The sequence below is a fragment of the Catenuloplanes indicus genome, assembly GCF_030813715.1.
Lineage (GTDB): Bacteria > Actinomycetota > Actinomycetes > Mycobacteriales > Micromonosporaceae > Catenuloplanes > Catenuloplanes indicus.
Map to the genome: position 1 here is coordinate 553,579 of NZ_JAUSUZ010000001.1, position 18,271 is coordinate 571,849.

An 18,271-nucleotide genomic window follows, 5' to 3' on the forward strand; every position below is an offset into this window, starting at 1 on the left:
GCGTCCTGATAGGGGCGTCATAGCGGCTGCGGGAAGGCTGACCGGGTCGCCGCCGCCCGCACAGGAGCCGCTCATGACGATGCCGAATCAGCCGGACCCGCGCGGAGAGCTTCTGCGCCGCAGGCTCGCCGGTGCCGCCGCCGGTGACCGGGCCGGGATCCCCCGGGTGCCGCGCACCGGGCCGCTGCCGCTGTCCGACGGGCAGCGGCAGATGTGGTTCCTGCACCGGCTCGACCCGGACAGTACCGAGTACCACCTGCCGCTCGCCCTGCGGTTGCGCGGCCCGCTGGACGTGGCCGCGCTCGGCCGGGCCTGGGCCGCCACGATCGCCCGCCACGACATCCTGCGCACCCGGTACGTCGTGGTCGACGGGGTGCCGGCGCAGGTCGTCGACCCGCCCACCGGCGCGGGCCTGCCGGACGGCGAGCCGGCCGGCACGCCGTTCGACCTGGCGGCCGAGTGGCCGATCCGGGCGGGCCTGCGCCGGCTCGCCGACGACGACCACGTGCTCAGCCTGGTCGTGCACCACATCTGCTGGGACGCGTGGTCGTTCGGCGTGCTGGCCGCGGACCTGGCCGCGGCCTACCGCGGCGAGCCGCTGCCCGCGCCGGACATCCAGTACGCCGACTACGCGGCATGGCAGCGCGCGCAGGTGACGGACCGGCAGCTCGGCTACTGGCGGTCCCGGCTGGACGGGATCGAGCCGCTGGACCTGCCCACCGACCGTCCCCGCCCGGCCGTGCGCGGTCACGCGGGCGCGGCGGCGTCGTTCGTGGTGCCCGCGCGGACCGTCGCCCGCCTGGACGCGCTGGGCGCGACCCCGTTCGTGGTGCTGCTCACCGCGTTCGCGGTGCTGCTGTCCCGCTACACCGGCCGCACCGACGTCCCGATCGGCACCGTGGTCTCCGCCCGCACCCGCCCGGAGCTGGAGCACCTCATCGGGTACGGGATCAACACGCTGGTGATGCGCGCGGTGTGGGACGGCCCGGAGTCGTTCGCGGAGCTGGTCCGGCGGGTCCGGGCCACGGTCCTGGACGCCTACGACCACCAGGCGGCGCCGTTCGCCCGGCTGGTCGACGCGCTGCAGCCCGGCCGGGACCTGTCCCGCACGCCGCTGTTCCAGGCCGCGTACACCACCCACGCCGGCACCGGCGGGCTGCTGCGCCTGCCGGGTGTGACGGCGGAGCCGTACGGTCCGGGCGAGCCGGTCGCCAAGTGGGACCTGGAGCTGCAGACCCGGCAGGACCCCGACGGCACCGTGCACGGCCGGCTGATCTATCCGACCGCGCTGTTCGACGCGCCGACCGTGGACCGGATGGCCCGGCAGCTGGCGTGCCTGCTGGACCGGGCCGCCGCCGACCCGGCCGCACCGGCCGACGCGATCGACGTGCTGGACGAGGCGGAACGGGCGGTCACGCTCGGCGCCCCGGCCGCACCGGCGCCGCCGGTACCGGCGCGGTCCGTCCCGGAGGCGTTCGCGGCACGGGCCGCGGCGGCACCGGACGCGACCGCGGTGCTCCACGGCGACGCCCGGCTCAGCTACGCACAGCTCGACGCGCGGGCCGAGGCGGTGGCACGCCGGTTGCGGGCCCTCGGCGCCGGCCCGCAGGCCCCGGTCGCGGTACTGCTGGAACGCGACCTCGACCTGGTGCCCGCGTTGCTCGGCGTGCTCCGGACCGGGGCCGGCTACCTGCCGCTGGACCCGGCGCACCCGGTGGAACGGCTGCGGCGGATCGCCGGTGGCTCCGGCGCGACCGTGCTGGTGACCGCGCCGACGCTGCGCGACACGGCCGCCCGCTGCCACGACGGCGCGGTGCTGGTGCTCGGCGAGGACGGCGCCGAGGCGGCCGGCCCGCCGGCCGCGATCGACCCGGACTCGCTGATGTACGTCATCCACACCTCCGGCTCGACCGGACGGCCGAAGGGCGTGTGCGTGACCCACGCCGCCGTGCACCGTCTGGTCCGCACCGCCCAGGAGCACCTGCGGGCCGGGCCGGGCGACGTGTGGGCGCTGTGCCACTCGTACGCGTTCGACGTGTCCGTCTTCGAGATCTGGGGCGCGCTGCTGACCGGCGGCGCGGTGAGCGTCGTACCGCAGCGGACCACCCGCTCCCCGGACGACCTGCTGGACCTGCTGATCGCGCACCGGGTGACGGTGCTCAGCCAGACACCGTCCGCGTTCGGCGGGCTGGTCGCGGCCGCCGGCGCCGGTGACCCGCGGGTCGGCCGGTTGCCGGTCCGCGCGGTCGTGCTCGCCGGCGAGAACCTGGACGTGCCGTCGCTGCGCCCGTGGGTGGCCCGGGCCGGGCTGGAGCGCACCGCGCTGCTCAACATGTACGGCATCACCGAGACGACCGTGCACGCCACCGTCCACCGGATCACCGCCGCCGACCTGGACCCCGCGGCGGCCGGGAGCCCGATCGGCGTACCGCTGCCGGACCTGACGATCAGGCTGCTGGACGCGGGCGGCCGGCCGGTGCCGATCGGCGTGCCCGGGGAGATCCACGTCGGTGGGCCCGGGCTGGCGCGCGGCTACCTGGGGCGGCCGGACCTGACCGCGGCCCGGTTCGTGCCGGACCCGTACGGGCCGCCGGGCAGCAGGATGTACCGCAGCGGCGACCTGGCGCTGCGGACGGCCGACGGCCGGCTGCGGTTCCTGCGCCGGGCCGACGACCAGGTCAAGATCCGCGGGTACCGGGTGGAGCCGGGCGAGATCCGCGCCGTGCTGCGGGCGCATCCGGCGGTCCGGGACGCGGTGGTCGTCGCCGCCGACGGCCGGCTGCTGGCCTACGTCGTCGGCGACGGAGTGGACGGGCTGCGCGCGCACTGCGCGGGCCTGCTCCCGGCGTACATGGTGCCGGCCGCGATCGTGCCGCTGGAGGCGTTCCCGCTGACCGCGAACGGCAAGCTGGACACCGGGCGGCTGCCGGCCCCGGACCGCGGCGCGCTGACCGGCCCGGCCGGGTACGCGGCGCCGGAGTCGGCCGAGCAGGAGCGGATGGCCGCGGTGTGGCGCGCGGTGCTGGGGGTGGACCGGGTCGGCGTCCAGGACGGCTTCTTCGACCTCGGCGGGGACTCGATCCGTGCCGTGGCGCTGATCGGGCGGCTGCGCGAGGCCGGTTTCGACGTCACGGTCCGGGACGTGTTCGCGCACCGGACCGTGGCCGCGCTGTGCGCGCTGGCGTCCGGCCGCCGGGCGCCCACCGTGCCGGTCGTGGCACCGTTCGCCCTGATCGGCGCGCAGGACCGGCGGCTGCTGCCGGACGGGCTGACCGACGCGTACCCGATGCTGCGCACCCAGGTCGGCATGGTCGCCGACATGCTGGCCGGGCACCGGCCCGGCAACTATCACAACGTGGCCTCCGCCCGGATCCGCGACGGGCGGCCGTGCGACCCGGACGCGCTGCGTGCGGCGGCACGGCTGCTGGTGGCCCGGCACGAGGCCCTGCGCACGTCGTTCGACCTGCACACCTGCGCCGCGCCGATGCAGCTGGTGCACGCGCACGCGGAACTGCCGGTTGACGTACGGGACCTGCGCGGCCGGGACGCGGACGCGGTGCGCCGGGCGCTGGAGGAGTTCCACGCGGCCGAGCGGGCCCGCCCGTTCGACCTGGCGGCCGCGCCGATGATGCGGCTGACCGCCCACCTCGCCGACGACGGCTGGTGGCTGTCGATCACCGAGTTCCACGCCGTCGTGGAGGGCTGGAGCTACCACTCGCTGATCCGCGAGCTGCTGACCTGCTACCGGGCGCTGCGGGCCGGTGAGCAGCCGCGGCTCGATCCGCTGCCCGCGGTGCGCTTCGCCGACGCGGTCGCCGGCGAGCTGCGCGCGCTGGCCTCGGCCGACGACCGCGCCTACTGGGCGGACGTGCCGCCGCCGGTCACGCTGCCGGCCGCGTGGGGCGCGCCCGGGGAGTCGGAGAGCTACTGGGAACACGTGCCGTTCGCCGATCTGGTGCCGGGACTGCGCGCGCTCGCGGCGGCGGCCGGCGCGTCGCTGAAGAGCGTGATCGTGGCCGCGCACGGCGCGGTGCTGAGCCGGCTGACGCATCGCGGCGAGTTCAGCACCGGGCTGGTCACGCACATCCGGCCGGAGGCAGCCGGTGCGGAGCAGGTGCTGGGCATGCACCTGAACACGGTGCCGTTCGCGGTACCGCGTGGCGGGCGCACCTGGCGGGAGCTGGTCGCCGCGGTCTTCGCGCGGGAGACGGCGATGTGGCCGCACCGGTTCTTCCCGATGCCGGAGATGCAGCGCCTGGCCGGTGGCGCGCGCCCGGTCGACGTGCTGCTCAACTACGTCGACTTCGACGAGCTGCTGCCGGACGGCGACACGCTGGACCTGGCGTCGGCGATGACGCCGGGCACGACCGAGTTCGACCTGGCGGTGACCACGGTCGGCGGCCGGGTCTCGCTGAAGAGCCACACCCGGGTGCTCGCCCGCGCGCACGGCCGGCGGCTGGCCGGCATGTACCGGTCGGTGCTGGAGGCGATGGCGGCCGATCCGGACGGCGACGCGCACCCGGTGTTCGGCCCGGCGGCGGTCGCCGGCCATCCGGTGACGGCGTTCCCGCCCCGGTCGGTGCCGGAGACGGTCGCGGACCGGGCCGCCGGCCGGCCGGACGCGATCGCCGTGGAGTGCGGCGACGTCCGGCTGTCCTACCGGGACCTCGACGGGTACGCCGACCGGGTCGCGGCCCGGCTGCGCACGCTCGGCGTCGGCCCGGAGTCGGTGGTGGCGGTGTGCTGCCCGCGCGGGCCGGGCCTGGTCGCCGCGCTGCTGGGCGTGTGGAAGGCCGGCGGCGCCTACCTGCCGATCGACGCGGCCACCCCGGCACCGCGCGTCGAAGCGCTGATCGCCGACTCCGGCGCGGCCGTGCTGGTGGACACCGCGTTCCTCGCCGCGCTGCCGGACGGCCCGGCGCCCGCGCACCGGCACGTGCCGGACCCGGACCAGCTCGCCTACGTCATCTACACCTCCGGGTCGACCGGCCGGCCGAAGGGCGTGCAGGTCACCCACCGCGGGCTGGCCGGTCATCTGCACTGGGCCGCGGACGCGCTCGCCGGCCGCGGTCACGACGGTGCACCGCTGTTCTCGCCGGTGGCCTTCGACCTGGTCGTACCGAACCTGTGGGCGCCGCTGATGACCGGGCAGCGGCTGTGGCTGTGGCCGGACGGCGAGGACCTGTCCGCGCTCGGTGATGCGCTGTCGGCCGCGGCGCCGTTCAGTTTCGTCAAGCTCACCCCCGGCCACCTGGAGCTGCTGCTCGGCCGGCTCGGCCCGCGGGGCACGGCCGCGCTGGCGCCCCTGCTGCTGGTGGCCGGTGAGGCGCTGCCCGGCGCGCTGGCCGGCCGGCTCGCCGGGCTCGGTGCCGAGATCGTCAACGAGTACGGGCCGACCGAGACGACCGTCGGGGCGACCGTGCACACGGTCACCGGCCCGGTGGCGGGCACCGTGCCGATCGGTCGCCCACTGCCGAACGTCACCGTGCACGTGCTGGACGCCGCGCTGCGCCCGGTGCCGGCCGGCGTGACCGGTGAGCTGTACGTCGGCGGGACCGGGGTGGCCCGCGGCTACCTGGGCCGGCCGGACCTGACCGCCCGGCGCTTCGTGCCCGGTCCGGGCGGTTCCCGGCTGTACCGGACCGGTGACCTGGTCAGCGTGGACGCGCACGGCGCGCTGGAGTTCGCCGGGCGCGTCGACGACCAGGTCAAGATCCGCGGTTTCCGGGTCGAGCCCGCCGAGGTGGAGGCGGCGTTGCGCGCGCTGCCGGGCGTCGCCGAGGCGCGTGTCGTGGCTCGGGAGGGGCGGCTGATCGGCTACGTCACCGGACCGGCCGACGCCGGCGCGGCCCGGGAGGCGCTGTCCCGGACGGTGCCGGACCACCTGGTGCCGGACGTGATCGTGCCGCTGGCGGCGATGCCGCTGACCGCGAACGGCAAGCTGGACCGGGCCGCGCTGCCCGCACCCGCGGTGCCGGACCGGGTGGCGCCGCGCTCGCCGGCCGAGGGGCGGATGGCCGAGGTGTGGCGCGGCGCGCTCGGCGTCGCGCGGGTCGGCGTGCACGACGACTTCTTCTCGCTGGGCGGTGACTCGATCCGGGCGGTGGCGATCGTCGGCCCGCTGCGGGCGGCCGGGTTCGACGTGACCGTGCGGGACGTGTTCGACCGCCGGACCGTGGCCGGGCTGTGCGCGCTGGCCGAGTCCCGGCCGGCCGCGGCGGACGATCCACCGGTCGCGCCGTTCGCGCTGATCGGCGCGGACGACCGGGCCCGGCTACCGGGCGGGCTCACCGACGCGTACCCGATGGCGCGCACCCAGGCCGGCATGATCGCCGAGATGCTGGCCGACGACACGCTGCACCGATATCACAGCGTGACCACGTTCCGGATCCGCGACGCGGTGCCGTTCGCGGTGGCGGCGTTGCGGGCGGCCGCGCGGCTGGTCGCCGGGCGGCACGAGGCGCTGCGGACCTCCTTCGACCTCGGCGGGTACACCGTGCCGATGCAGCTGGTGCACGCCGAGGCGGAGATCCCGGTCGGCGTGCACGAGGGCACGGATCTGCGGGCGTTCCAGGCCCGGGAGCGGGCCCGCCCGTTCGACGTGTCCCGCCCCCCGCTGCTGCGGCTGGCGGTGCATCTCGCGCCCGGCGGCGGCTGGTGGCTGACCGTGGTCCGCTGCCACGCGATCACGGAGGGCTGGAGCTTCTACAACCTGCTGACCGAGCTGCTGGACGCGTACCGCGCGATCCGGGACGGTCACCGGCCGGCCCCGCCGCCGCGCGCCTCGGTCCGCTACGCCGACTTCGTCGCCAGGGAGCTGCGGGCGCTGGCGTCCGCGGAGCACCGCGCGCACTGGACCCGGACGGTGGCCGCGCATCCGCGGTTCGCGTTGCCGGCCGCGTGGGCCGATCCGGTCTCGCCGCGCGAGCGCTACCGGCTGCGGGTGCCGTTCGCCGATCTGGAGGACCGGTTGCGGGCGCTCGCCCGCGACGCGCGCGCGTCGCTGAAGAGCGTGCTGCTGGCCGCACACCTGACCGTGCTGGGCAGGCTGACGCCGGAGCGGTCGTTCCTGACCGGGCTGGTGTGCGACGCCCGGCCGGAGGCGGCCGGGGCCGAGCACGTGCACGGCATGTACCTCAACACGGTCCCGTTCGTGCACCGGCACGGCACCGGGTCGTGGCGGGAGCTGGTCGCGGACGTGTTCGCCCAGGAGGTGGCGATCTGGCCGCACCGGCACTTCCCGATGCCGGAGATGCAGCGGATCGCGGGCGGCGGCCGGCTGGTCGGCGTGTCGTTCAACTACCTCGACTTCGACCAGCTGGACGCCGCGCAGGTCGACGTGGGTGCGACGCTGTCGGACGGCAACACCGAGTTCGACCTGGCGGTGACGACGCTGCGCGGGCAGGTCGGGATCAGCGGTCACACCCGGGTGCTCGGCCGGGACCGGGCGGACCGGCTGGCGGCGATGTACCGGGCGGTGCTGGAGGCGATGGCGTCCGGCGAGCCGGAGGTGCCGCTGCCGCCGGAGGACGTCGCGGTGCTGGACGCGCTGCGCCGCCCCGCCCCGCCGGCGCCGGCCCGTTCGGTGCCGGAGGCGGTCGCGGCCGTCGTCGCGGACCGGCCCGCCGCGGTCGCGGTCCGCACCGGCACGTCCACGCTGTCGTACGCGGAGCTGGACCGGTTCGCGGGCCGGATCGCGTACCGGCTGCGGCGTGCCGGGGCCGGGCCGGAGACCGTGGTCGCGGTCCGGCTGGAGCGCGGCCCCGGCCTGGCCGCCGCGCTGCTGGGCGTGTGGAAGGCCGGTGGCGCCTACCTGCCGATCGACCCGGCCACGCCGCCGGGGCGCGCGCGGCTGCTGTGCGCGGACGCCGGCGCCGCCGTCGAGGTGGACGAGGCGTTCCTGGCCGGGCTGGGCGAGGAGGAGTGGCACGGCATGCCGCACCCGGACCAGCTCGCCTACGTGGTCTACACCTCCGGGTCGACCGGCCGGCCGAAGGGCGTGCAGATCACCCACCGGGGCCTGGCGAACCGGGTCGCGACCGGCCCGCTGACCGCGCGGGACCGGGTGCTGCAGAAGACGTCGATCGGGTTCGACGCGGCGGGCTGGGAGCTGTTCGCACCGCTGGTGTGCGGTGCGAGCGTGGTGATGGCCCCGCCCGGCGCGGAACGGGACCCGGCCGCGCTGGTCCGGGCGGTCGCCGAGCACGACGTGACGGTCCTGCAGGTGGTGCCGTCGGTGCTGCGGCTGCTGGTGGAGACGCCCGGCTGGCGGGCGTGCACCGCGCTGCGGCTGCTGACGGTGGCCGGTGAACCGCTGGACGCCGAGCTGTGCCAGCGTTTCCTGGACCTGCGGCAGGCCCGGATCTGGAACACGTACGGCCCGACCGAGGCCGCGATCGACGTGACCGCGCACCGTTTCACGCCCCGGCAGGTGACCGGGCCGGTGCCGATCGGCCGGCCGTTGCCCGGGGTGAGCGTGCACGTGCTGGACGCCGGCCGGTGCCCGGTGCCGGTGGGCGTGCCCGGCGAGCTGTACGTCGGCGGCCCCGGGGTGGCCCGCGGCTACCTGGGCCGGCCGGACCTGACCGCGCGCCGGTTCGTGCCCGGCCCGGGCGGCTCCCGGCTGTACCGCACCGGGGACCTGGTGGTGGTGCGCGCGGACGGGACGCTGGAGTTCGCCGGCCGGACCGACGACCAGATCAAGATAAACGGGGTACGGGTGGAGCCGGGCGAGGTCGCCGCCGCGCTGTGCCGCCTGCCGTCGATCGCCGCGGCCGCCGTGCTGCCGTGGCAGGGGCGGCTCGCCGCCTATCTGGTGCCGGCCGGCCCGGAGCTGCCCGGCGACCGCACCCTGCGCCGGGAGCTCGCCGGCACGCTGCCGGACGTGATGATCCCCGCCGCGTTCGTGGCGCTGCCCGCGCTGCCGCTCACCGCGAGCGGCAAACTCGACCGGCGGGCGCTGCCCGAGCCGCGGACCGCGCACGCGCACGCGTACGTGCCGCCGTCCACCCCGGCCGAACGGGCGCTGGCCGAGGTGTGCGCGGGCGTGCTCGGCCGGGAGCGGATCGGCGCGCACGATCCGGTGCTCGCCGGCGCCGACTCGCTCACGCTGATCCGGCTGATCGCCGCCGCACGGCGGGCCGGGCTCCCGCTGACGCTGCGCCTGCTCTACGAGCACGACACGCTGTCCGATCTGGCCGCCGCGCTGCCGCCGGTCCCCGCACCGACGGCGATACCCGCACCGCCGTCATCGCCGACGTCGACGAGAGGCAGGAGAATGACCCCGGACGTGTTCGACCCCGCGGCGCTGACCGCGGCCATGGCCCGGCACGACGTGCCCGGCGTGAGCGTGGCGCTGCTGCGCGGCGGTGAGGTGGCGCACCTGGCCGGTTACGGCGTGACCGCGGCCGACCGGCCGGAGCCGGTCACCGCACGCACCCCGTTCCAGGTCGCGTCGATCAGCAAGCACGTCACGATGCTCGGCGTGCTGCGCCTGGTCGCCGACGGCGTGCTCAACCTCGACGCCGACATCAACCGCTACCTCACCTCGTGGCAGGTGCCCGGCGGCGCGGTGATCACCCTGCGGGAGCTGGTCAGCCACCAGGCCGGCCTCAGCCACGTACCGGCCACCAACTATCTGCCCGGCGAGCCGATGCCGTCGATCGTGCAGCTGCTGACCGCCGACCCGCCGGTCCGGGCCGTGCACCGCGCCGGTGACGTGTTCAAGAAGACCAACATCAACTACTCGGTCCTGGAGCAATTGCTCACCGACGTCACCGGCGAGCGGTTCGGCGCGCTGCTCCAGCGGCTCGTGCTCGACCCGCTGGAGATGACCGACAGCACGTTCGACCAGGACCGCCCGCACCGGCCGGCCCCGCCGGTCGCGGTCGGCCACGACGAGCGGGGCACGCCGATCCCGGGCCGCTGGCGGGTCCGCAACGAGGTCGCGGCCGGTGGGCTGTGGTCCAGCGCGCGGGACCTCACCCGGGTGGCGATCGCGATCCGCCGGTCCGTGCGCGGCGAGCCGGACGCGCCGCTGCCCCGCCCGCTCGCCCAGCAGATGATCACCGTGTGGCACCCGGGCAGCTTCTACGGGCTCGGCACGGTCGTCGACCCGAGCAGCGGCGACGTGGAGTACGGCCACGGCGGTCGTACCGTCGGGTTCCGGTGCGTGTCGGTCACGCTCGCCGGAAGCGGCGACGGCCTGATCGTGCTCGCCAACGGCGAGAACGGCAAACGGGCACAGACCGCGCTGGTCGAGTCGCTGCGCCGTACCGATGCCTCGGTCGGCACGTCACCGTCCGGCCGCGCCTGGGCCGAGGCCCCGGACGAGCCGGTCGAGGCCGTCCGGTGACCCCGGCCACGGCCATGTCCCGCGCCGTCGGGCGACGGCCGGACGCCGAGGCCACCGCCGTGCTGGTCCGGCTCACTACCCCGGACGGATCGTGGCACGGCCGCTCCGGCGTGGCCGACCTGCGTACCGGCGCACCGGCGGAGCACGGCCACCGGTTCCGCATCGGCGGCGTGACCAAGACGTTCGTGGCGGCCACCGTGCTCGGGCTCGCCGCCGACGGCCGGCTCGCCCTCGACGACCCGGTCACCGCGTATCTGCCCGGCCTGCTCCCCGCGGCGGTCACCGTCCGGCACCTGCTCGACCACACCAGCGGTCTCGCCGACGTCAGTGACGTGCGCTACCACGACACCGCCTGGTTCCTGGCCCACCGCTTCGACACGTTCACCCCGGGCGACCTGATCGGCCGGGCGCTGCGGGAGCCGCTGCTGTTCCCGCCCGGCACCGGCCAGCAGATCACCCGGGCCAACTACGTCATCGCCGGCCTGCTCGTCGAACGGGTCACCGGCGCCCCGTACGCCGGCGAGATCACCCGCCGGATCCTGCACCCGCTCGGCCTGCACGACACCTCGCTGCCCGGCGACGACCCGCACATCGGAGCACCGCACGTCCACGGGTACGACGACGGCGTCGACGTCACCGCGCACAGCCCGTCCATCCACGGCGCCGCCGGCGAGATGATCTCCACGGTCGGTGACCTGGACCGGTTCCTGGCCGCGCTGCTCGCCGGCGACCTGCTCCCCCGCCGCTGGCGCGACGAACTGCTGCGGGTGCCGGCGGTCCCGTACCGGCTCGGTGGTCCCGCGTTCGCCGGCGCCGGCCTGGACCGCGCGATCCTTCCCGACGGCACCGTGGTCTGGGGTATGGCCGGCGTCGTGCACGGCGCGCTCAGCGGCATCAGCGCCACTCCCGACGCCCGCACCCGCCTCACCTACCTGGTCGCCCCCACCGCCCGCGGCACCCAGCGCATCCCCCCACCCGTCCACCGCCTGCTGCGCGCCGCGTTCCCGGCGTTCCCCCCGCTGCCGGTCCCCCGGCCGTGAGCCTCCGGTCCGGACCGGAATCGGGGCGACGATCCGGTCACCCGACCACTCAGGTCGGCACCGCGAACCGCCGATAGGGACATACGGGCCGATCCGGCTGACCGGCCGGTGGGCGGGAAGGGGGTCGAGTGTGACGCGCGGTGCGGCGTGGCCGGTGTATCTGGCGTTGTCCGGGCTGGTCGTCGTCATCTATTTCGCGGTACCCGCCGACGCGGTGCAGACCGTGCTGGTCGGGCTGCTGGGTGCCTCCGCCGCCGTGGCGATCGTGCTCGGCGTACGGTGGCATCGCCCGGCCGTGCGCTGGCCGTGGTACCTGATGGCGGCCGCCCGGCTGCTGTTCGCCGTCGCCGAGGTCCTGTACTGGATCCAGACCGCGCTGTGGGGACGCGACGCGTTCCCGTCCTACTCCGACGTGCTCTACCTGGCCTTCAGCGCGTGCCTGGTGGTCGCGATCGCCGGGCTGGTGCGCGCCCGGCGGCCCGGCCGGGACCTGCCCGGCCTGCTCGACGCCGCGATCCTGTCGACCGGCGCGGCGCTGCTCGCCTGGGTGTACCTGATCGTGCCGTACGTGCGCGCCGACGACCTCAGCCCGCTGGCCCGCGCGGTCTCGCTGGCGTACCCGGTCGCCGACATCGCCATGCTGGCCGTGCTGCTGCGGCTGGCGACCGGCCGCGGGAACCGCCCGGCCGCGTACCGCCTGTTCGCCGCCAGCATGGTCGTGCTGCTCCTCGGCGACGTCGTCTACGCGCTGCTCGAGCTGAGCATCGGCTACCACCCCGGGCACCCGGTGGACGCCGCCTGGCTGATCATGCAGGCGCTGGGCGGCGCGGCCGCGCTGCACCCGTCGATGGCCACGCTCTCCCGCCCCGAGCCCGCGACCGCGCACACCCCCGTGTCCCCGGGCCGCCTGGCCGCGCTCGCGGTCGCCAGCCTGATGGCACCGGCCGTCCTGGCCATCGAGTGGGTGCGGGACATGCCGATCGACGTACCCGTGATCGTGGCCGGGTCCGCGATCCTGTTCCTGCTCGTCATCGCACGGCTCGAGGGCGTCGTCCGGCTGCAGACCGCCACGCTGCGTACGGCCGAGATCCTCGCCTCCACCGACCAGCTGACCGGCCTGGCGAACCGCCGCCGCTTCCACGACCGATGGCAGGCCAGCCTCGATGCCCCCACCGGCCCGACCGCGCTGCTCTACATCGACCTCGACGGCTTCAAACCCGTCAACGACGCACACGGCCACGCCACCGGCGACGCGGTCCTGACCGCGGTCGCCGACCGCATCCGCACGACCGTGCGCGCCGATGACGTGGTCGCGCGCCTCGGCGGCGACGAGTTCGCCGTCATCCTGCCCGTCACCGACGACGCCCGGGCCACTCAGGTCGCCGCGCGGATCCTCGCGGCGCTCGACGCGCCGATCGCCACACCGGCCGGGCCGATCCGGGTCGGCGCGAGCATCGGCATGATCACCGCCCCGCCCGGCAGCGACGCCGAACAGCAGCTGCGGCGCGCGGACGCGGCCATGTACGCGGCCAAGGCGGCCGGCCGCAACCGCCTCCACCACGCCGCCGACGCACCGTGATCGCCGCCCGCGGTCGTCAGGACACCCCCGTCGACGCCGGTTCCGGGCGGAAACACGTACCCGCGGCCACTCGCCGCTCGTGCAGTTCGTGAGCGCGCCGCAGCAGGTCGGTCAGCTCCTTCTCGGCGTACGTCCGGGCCCGGTACTTCGCGGGCAGGCCGTTGATGTGCGCCTCCTCCTCGAGCAGCCGGTGGTAGATCTCGTCGCAGTAGGCCGGGTCCGTCTCGACGTCGAGGTACTCGTTGGCGTGCCGGCGTGCCGCCCTGGTGTACGTCTGCGCCCGCCCACGCGGGCTCAGCAGCGAGAACAACACGGTGACCAGCAGGATGCCGATGATCAGCGACAGCGACAGGCCGGTCGAGATCTCGGCGGCGTCGACGTGCTCACCGTTGTTGATGAACGGCACGTTGTTCTCGTGCAGCGCGTGCAGGATCAGCTTGATCCCGATCAGCGCCAGGATCGCGGCGAGACCGTAGGACAGGTAGACCAGCCGGTCCAGCAGGCCGTCGATCAGGAAGTACAGCTGCCGCAGCCCGAGCAGTGAGAACGCGGTCGCGGTGAACACCAGGTAGGTGTTCTGGGTGAGCCCGAAGATCGCCGGGATCGAGTCGAGCGCGAACAGGATGTCGGTGCCGCCGATCGCCACCATCACCAGCAGCATCGGCGTCAGCATGCGGCGCCCGTCCACGGTGGTGACGAGCTTGTCGCCGTCGTAGTTCTCCGAGGTACGCAGCACCCGGCGTGCCAGCCGGATGATGACGTTGTCCGGCGGCCGGTCGTCGTCGTGCTGCTCCCGCAGCAGGTTGCCCGCGGTGATCAGCAGGATCAGCCCGAACAGGTAGAACACCCACGCGAACGAGTTGATCAGCGCGGCGCCCAGGAAGATGAACCCGGTCCGGACGATCAGCGAGAACGTGATGCCGAACAACAGCACCTTCTGCTGGTCGGCACGCGGCACCTTGAAGCTGCCGAGCAGCAGCAGGAAGACGAACAGGTTGTCGACCGACAGCGCCTTCTCGGTGACGTAGCCCGCGAAGTACTCCGCACCGGCCGTACCACCGCCGAGGATCAGCACCCCGAAGCCGAACGCCACCGCGATGCCGATGTAGACGGCCGTCCAGCGCGCGGCCTCGCCGAGCGACGGGATGTGCGTACGCCGCACGTGGAAGAAGTAGTCGAACAACAGCAGGCCGACGATACCGATCACGGTAAGCAGCCAGACGGCACCGGAGACGTTCATGCGGCACATTCTCCGCGACGGCGGTCTCGTTCGCCTCGGTGGCGGTCGCCTGATCCGGAAGCGGTACGGCAGCGGCGCGACCCGCGACCGCGGACCCGCCGCAAGCGGCGCCCGCCCACATGCCCGGTGCCGGGAACGTCTTGGTGTTGCTGCCGGTGCGGACCTGGCCGCCGGCGGGCACCGGCGTCCGGGTGTGTCCAAGATCCGTTGCCGCGCCCATGCGGTCACCGGGCCGATCCGCGGTAGGGGTGACCCGACCGGCGGGCGTCACCGCGCCGGTGCCGTCGCATCGTCGAGTCGCCGGCTGATCTGACGCATCGCGGCCCGCAGTTCCGGTGGCTCGACGTCACTCAGGCCGGTGTCGAAGGTGATGAGCAGACCGGCGATCCCGGCCCAGGACCACCCGCCGACGGTGAGCCTGCTGCGCCCGGCGCCGACCGGCTCGACGACGGAGCCGCCCGGCGCCCAGCGGGCGGTGACCGCGGCGGGCAGGTCGAGGATCGCCGACCCGACGCACTGCCACTGACCGGGGGTGTCGCCGCGATCCGGGTTCTGCACCACCAGCCGGGTCAGGTCGTCGCGGGTCAGCGGCTGCGGGGTGAAGACCGCGCCGCCACCGGGGGTGTGCGGGCGGATCCGGTCGACCCGGTAGGTGTGCCACCTCCGGCCCGGGAGGTCGCGCGCGATCAGATACCAGCGTCCGGCCCAGACGACCAGGTGATGCGGCTCCACGTCCCGCGGCGGGCCGGCATCGGGAGCCACGCCGTCACCGGCGTGATGATCGAACCGCAACACCCGCGCGGTACGGATCGCCGCGCCGACCGTCCGCAGCGTGCCCACGTCGACCGGCTCGGCCGAGAACTCCCAGTAGTTGCGCAGCAGGGTCACGTCGAACGCCTCGCTCGCCGCGCGCAGCCGGGCCGGCATCACCTGACGCAGCGTGGTGAGCGCCCGGCCCACCGCGTCGACGATCCCGGCCACCGTCGCCGGCGCGGTCTGCAGCGCCAGCGCGATCGCGATCGCCTGGTCGTCGTCGAGCACGAGCGGCGGCAGCCGGCCACCGGCACCGAGCCGGTAACCACCACCGGCGCCCATCACGGCATTGACCGGATAGCCCAGCTCCCGGAGGGTGCCGACATCGCGCCGCAGGGTCCGGGCCGACACGTCGAGCCGGTCCGCGAGGTCGGCGCCGCGCCACTCGACACGCGCCTGGAGCAGGGACAGCAGGCGCAGGATCCGCGCGGAGGTATCGGCCACGGACCTCACGATCGCAGACATAGCGGTCAGCCGGTGACCGCCACGGTTGCCCGGCTCGTGCCGCCCGGCCACGATCCCGGGCTTCGGGGCGGCCGACCGCCTTTCGGCCGCGCCACCGGAGGGGGCACCGGAACGGGCGTTGGCGACCTCGCCCTACACGCTGCCGGCCTCCACGGTGGGCCACGTCATCGGCGAGCAGAGCTACGTCTGCCACGCGGGGCATTTCTGCGCGGTCGCCTGGGACCCGACGGTGAGCAAGTACGAGGTGTTCGACATGTACTACTGCAGGAACTACTCCGTCTACTACTGGGACCTCGTCTACGCGATCCGCAACTGCTGACCGGCCGGCGCCCGCGGGCCGGTTCGGGCGATCCGGCCCGCGTAGCGGCAGCGGCCGGACGACGCGCCCGGGATCGCACCGGGACTGCTACCTGCGGCGGCGAAGGCTCGCCGCGGCCGTGCCGATGGGATGACGATCGGTCGGCTGGTGAGTGAAGGGCGGTTCGTGGGTGTCGGGTTCGCACGCGGTGACCTATCTGCTGAGCGCGGCCGCGGTGCTCGGGCTGGTGGCGACGGCCGCGGCCGGTGACGTACTGGACCTGATGCACCCGGCTACGGCGCCCGCGCAGGTCGCGCCCGCACCGGCGGCCCCGGCCGCGGGCACGGCGGTCGTCACGGTCCTGCGCCAGGACCCGGCGTCGACCCGCGCTACGGCCGCGGACGCGCCCGCACCGCGCCCGCCGGCTTCCGCGCCGGCCCCGGGTCCGGCCACCGCCGCTGCGGGCGCGGACACCGCGGTCGTCGCGTGTGCGGGCGGCCGGTGGCAGCGCGACATCGAGGAGCACCTCGCCGGCCTGGGCGGTTACGGGCCGGTCAGCGTCGACGGCCGGTCCTCGCCCGCCGACTGCGCCGCGATCCGCGCGTTCCAGCAGCGGTTCGGTATCGAGCCGGCCGCCGGGCAGGCCGATCCGGCGACCGCGGACGTCGCCCGGCGCATCGCCGCGAGTACCGACCCGAAGCGGGAACGGCAGTGCAGGGCCGGCGCCGGTGTGACCGCGTGCGTCGACCTGACCCTGCAGACCGTGTGGGTGATGCGTGCCGGTGCCGTGGTGTTCGGGCCGACCGTGGTCCGGACCGGGTTCCGCGGCCACGCCACCCCGGCCGGGGTGTACCGGATCAACAAACGCGCGGTCCGGGAGTGGTCGGATCCGTACGAGGTGTGGCTGCCGTACTGGCAGCGGTTCATCGGCGGGATCGGGTTCCACGAGACGACCACGTACCTGCATGACGCGGCCCGGGGCTCGCACGGCTGCGTCAATCTGCTGCACCGCGACGCCGTGGCGATGTGGAAGCAGCTGCAGACCGGCGCGCGGGTGCACACGTTCGGCCGCCGGCCCGGTACCTGACGTCCGCGGCGGCTCACCCGCACGGGTGACCGGCGACCGTGGCGCCCGGCCTGGCGTGGCCGCCGTCATCGCCGGTGCGGGCAAGGCGCTACGGTGACGTCGTGACCTCCGCAGCGGTGACCGTGACGGGCCGGACGGCCCGGCTCGTGCTGCTGCTGGCGACCGCCCTCGGGCTGGCGCTGATGCACACCCTCGGCCACGCCGGTGTCCGCGGCGACGCGCACCCGGCCACGACCGGCATGCACGCCCCGGCGGTCGTCGGCGGCACGGCCGCGTTCACCGAGGCGACCGCGTGCCCGGGCGGGCACTGCGGTGATCACGGACCGGGCGTCTGGAGTGTGTGCCTGGCGATCCTGACCGGCATGGTCGTGCTGATGATGCTGCTCTGGCTGGCCGGCGCCGGCCACCGCCGGTCCGGGCGTGCGGCGGCGGCGACGCGGCGGGTGTCGTCGCCACGCGCCCCGCCGGACGCGCCGGCCGGGCTGAGGCTGACCTCGGTAGCGGTGCTGCGTATATGACGCCGCCACCTCGACGGCGACCGTGAGAGGTCGCGGGTCGAGGCGTCCTCGTGTGCACCCACTTGTCTGCCGAAAGGTCATTTCCGTCATGATGCGTACTTCTCTGCCGTCCGCCACGGTGCTGCGGCGTGGCCTGCTCGCCGTGGCCGCCGTCACCGCCGCGCTGGCGCTGCCGGCCTGCGGCGGTGACCACTCCGCCACCCCCGGGGCCGACGGCATGGACCACACCCCGGCGAGCGCGCCGGCCGCCGCGCCTGCGTCGGCCGGGACGTTCAACGACGCCGACGTCAGCTTCGCCCAGTCGATGATCCCGCACCACCAGCAGGCGGTGCAGATGGCCGTGATGGCCGACGGCCGGGCCGCCGACAGCGAGGTCAGAACCCTCGCCGGCAAGATCCGGCAAGCCCAGCAGCCCGAGATCGACACCATGACCGGCTGGCTGACCGCCTGGGGCCGGCCCGCGCCGAGCATGAGCATGGACGCGGGCATGCACCACGGGTCGATGCCCGGCATGATGTCCGACGCGGACATGGCCACCCTCACCGACGCCACCGGCACCGCGTTCGACAAGCACTTCCTCACCATGATGATCAGCCACCACGAGGGCGCCGTCGAGATGGCCCAGCGAGAACTGGCCGACGGCGCCAGCACCGACGCCAAGACCCTGGCCCAGAAGATCATCACCGACCAGCAGGCCGAGATCACCACGATGAGGACCATCCTCGCCCGCCTGTGACCTGTGCCGCCGGGTGGGTGAACACGTGGACCGCGTTCTCACCCGCCCGGCTCCATCACCGCGTCGCGCGGACCGGCACTCGACGTCAGGGCGCACGACGGAGATCACGCAGGACACATTCCTCGTCATCGAGCGCGACGG

9 protein-coding genes are annotated in these 18,271 nt (G+C 75.1%); 7 read left to right on the forward strand and 2 right to left on the reverse strand.

Annotated elements, in window-relative coordinates:
• The first annotated feature begins 73 nt into the window (after positions 1-73).
• The 3 genes from J2S42_RS02840 (at position 74) to J2S42_RS02850 (ending at position 12,973) form a co-directional block, all read left to right on the forward strand.
• The gene (locus tag J2S42_RS02840; protein WP_307234897.1) at positions 74-10,354 is read left to right on the forward strand and encodes a non-ribosomal peptide synthetase; all 10,281 of its coding nucleotides are present in this window, start codon (positions 74-76) and stop codon (positions 10,352-10,354) included.
• Positions 10,351-11,394: a serine hydrolase domain-containing protein gene (locus J2S42_RS02845; protein ID WP_307234899.1), complete on the forward strand. Its 1,044-nt coding sequence runs from the start codon at positions 10,351-10,353 to the stop codon at positions 11,392-11,394. The genes J2S42_RS02840 and J2S42_RS02845 overlap by 4 nt, the downstream gene beginning before the upstream one ends.
• 130 nt (positions 11,395-11,524) lie before the next feature.
• On the forward strand, positions 11,525-12,973 hold the full coding sequence (locus J2S42_RS02850; RefSeq protein WP_307234901.1) for a GGDEF domain-containing protein: 1,449 nt from the start codon (positions 11,525-11,527) through the stop codon (positions 12,971-12,973).
• 16 nt (positions 12,974-12,989) lie between these two features.
• Here J2S42_RS02850 and J2S42_RS02855 read toward each other — a convergent pair whose 3' ends face one another.
• Together J2S42_RS02855 and J2S42_RS02860 are read right to left on the reverse strand one after the other, a co-directional pair.
• Positions 12,990-14,213: a TerC family protein gene (locus J2S42_RS02855; protein ID WP_307234903.1), complete on the reverse strand. Its 1,224-nt coding sequence runs from the start codon at positions 14,211-14,213 to the stop codon at positions 12,990-12,992.
• 267 nt (positions 14,214-14,480) lie between these two features.
• Complete coding sequence (locus J2S42_RS02860; protein ID WP_307234904.1) at positions 14,481-15,470, reverse strand: helix-turn-helix transcriptional regulator; 990 nt, start codon at positions 15,468-15,470, stop codon at positions 14,481-14,483.
• Between the two features lie 139 nt (positions 15,471-15,609).
• On the opposite strand from J2S42_RS02860, the gene J2S42_RS02865 reads away from it, so the two are divergent.
• The 4 genes from J2S42_RS02865 (at position 15,610) to J2S42_RS02880 (ending at position 18,130) form a co-directional block, all read left to right on the forward strand.
• Entirely contained in the window at positions 15,610-15,810 is a 201-nt protein-coding gene (locus J2S42_RS02865) for a hypothetical protein (RefSeq protein ID WP_307234906.1), read from the forward strand.
• A 187-nt stretch (positions 15,811-15,997) separates the two neighbouring features.
• Entirely contained in the window at positions 15,998-16,876 is an 879-nt protein-coding gene (locus J2S42_RS02870) for a L,D-transpeptidase family protein (protein ID WP_307234908.1), read from the forward strand.
• Between the two features lie 101 nt (positions 16,877-16,977).
• Positions 16,978-17,394, forward strand: coding sequence for a DUF6153 family protein (locus tag J2S42_RS02875; protein ID WP_307234910.1), 417 nt, complete (start codon positions 16,978-16,980; stop codon positions 17,392-17,394).
• Positions 17,395-17,482: 88 nt separating this feature from the next.
• Positions 17,483-18,130 carry a DUF305 domain-containing protein gene (locus J2S42_RS02880; protein WP_307234912.1) on the forward strand — a complete coding sequence of 216 codons (648 nt, stop codon included), beginning with the start codon at positions 17,483-17,485 and terminating at the stop codon, positions 18,128-18,130.
• The last annotated feature ends 141 nt before the right edge of the window (positions 18,131-18,271 follow it).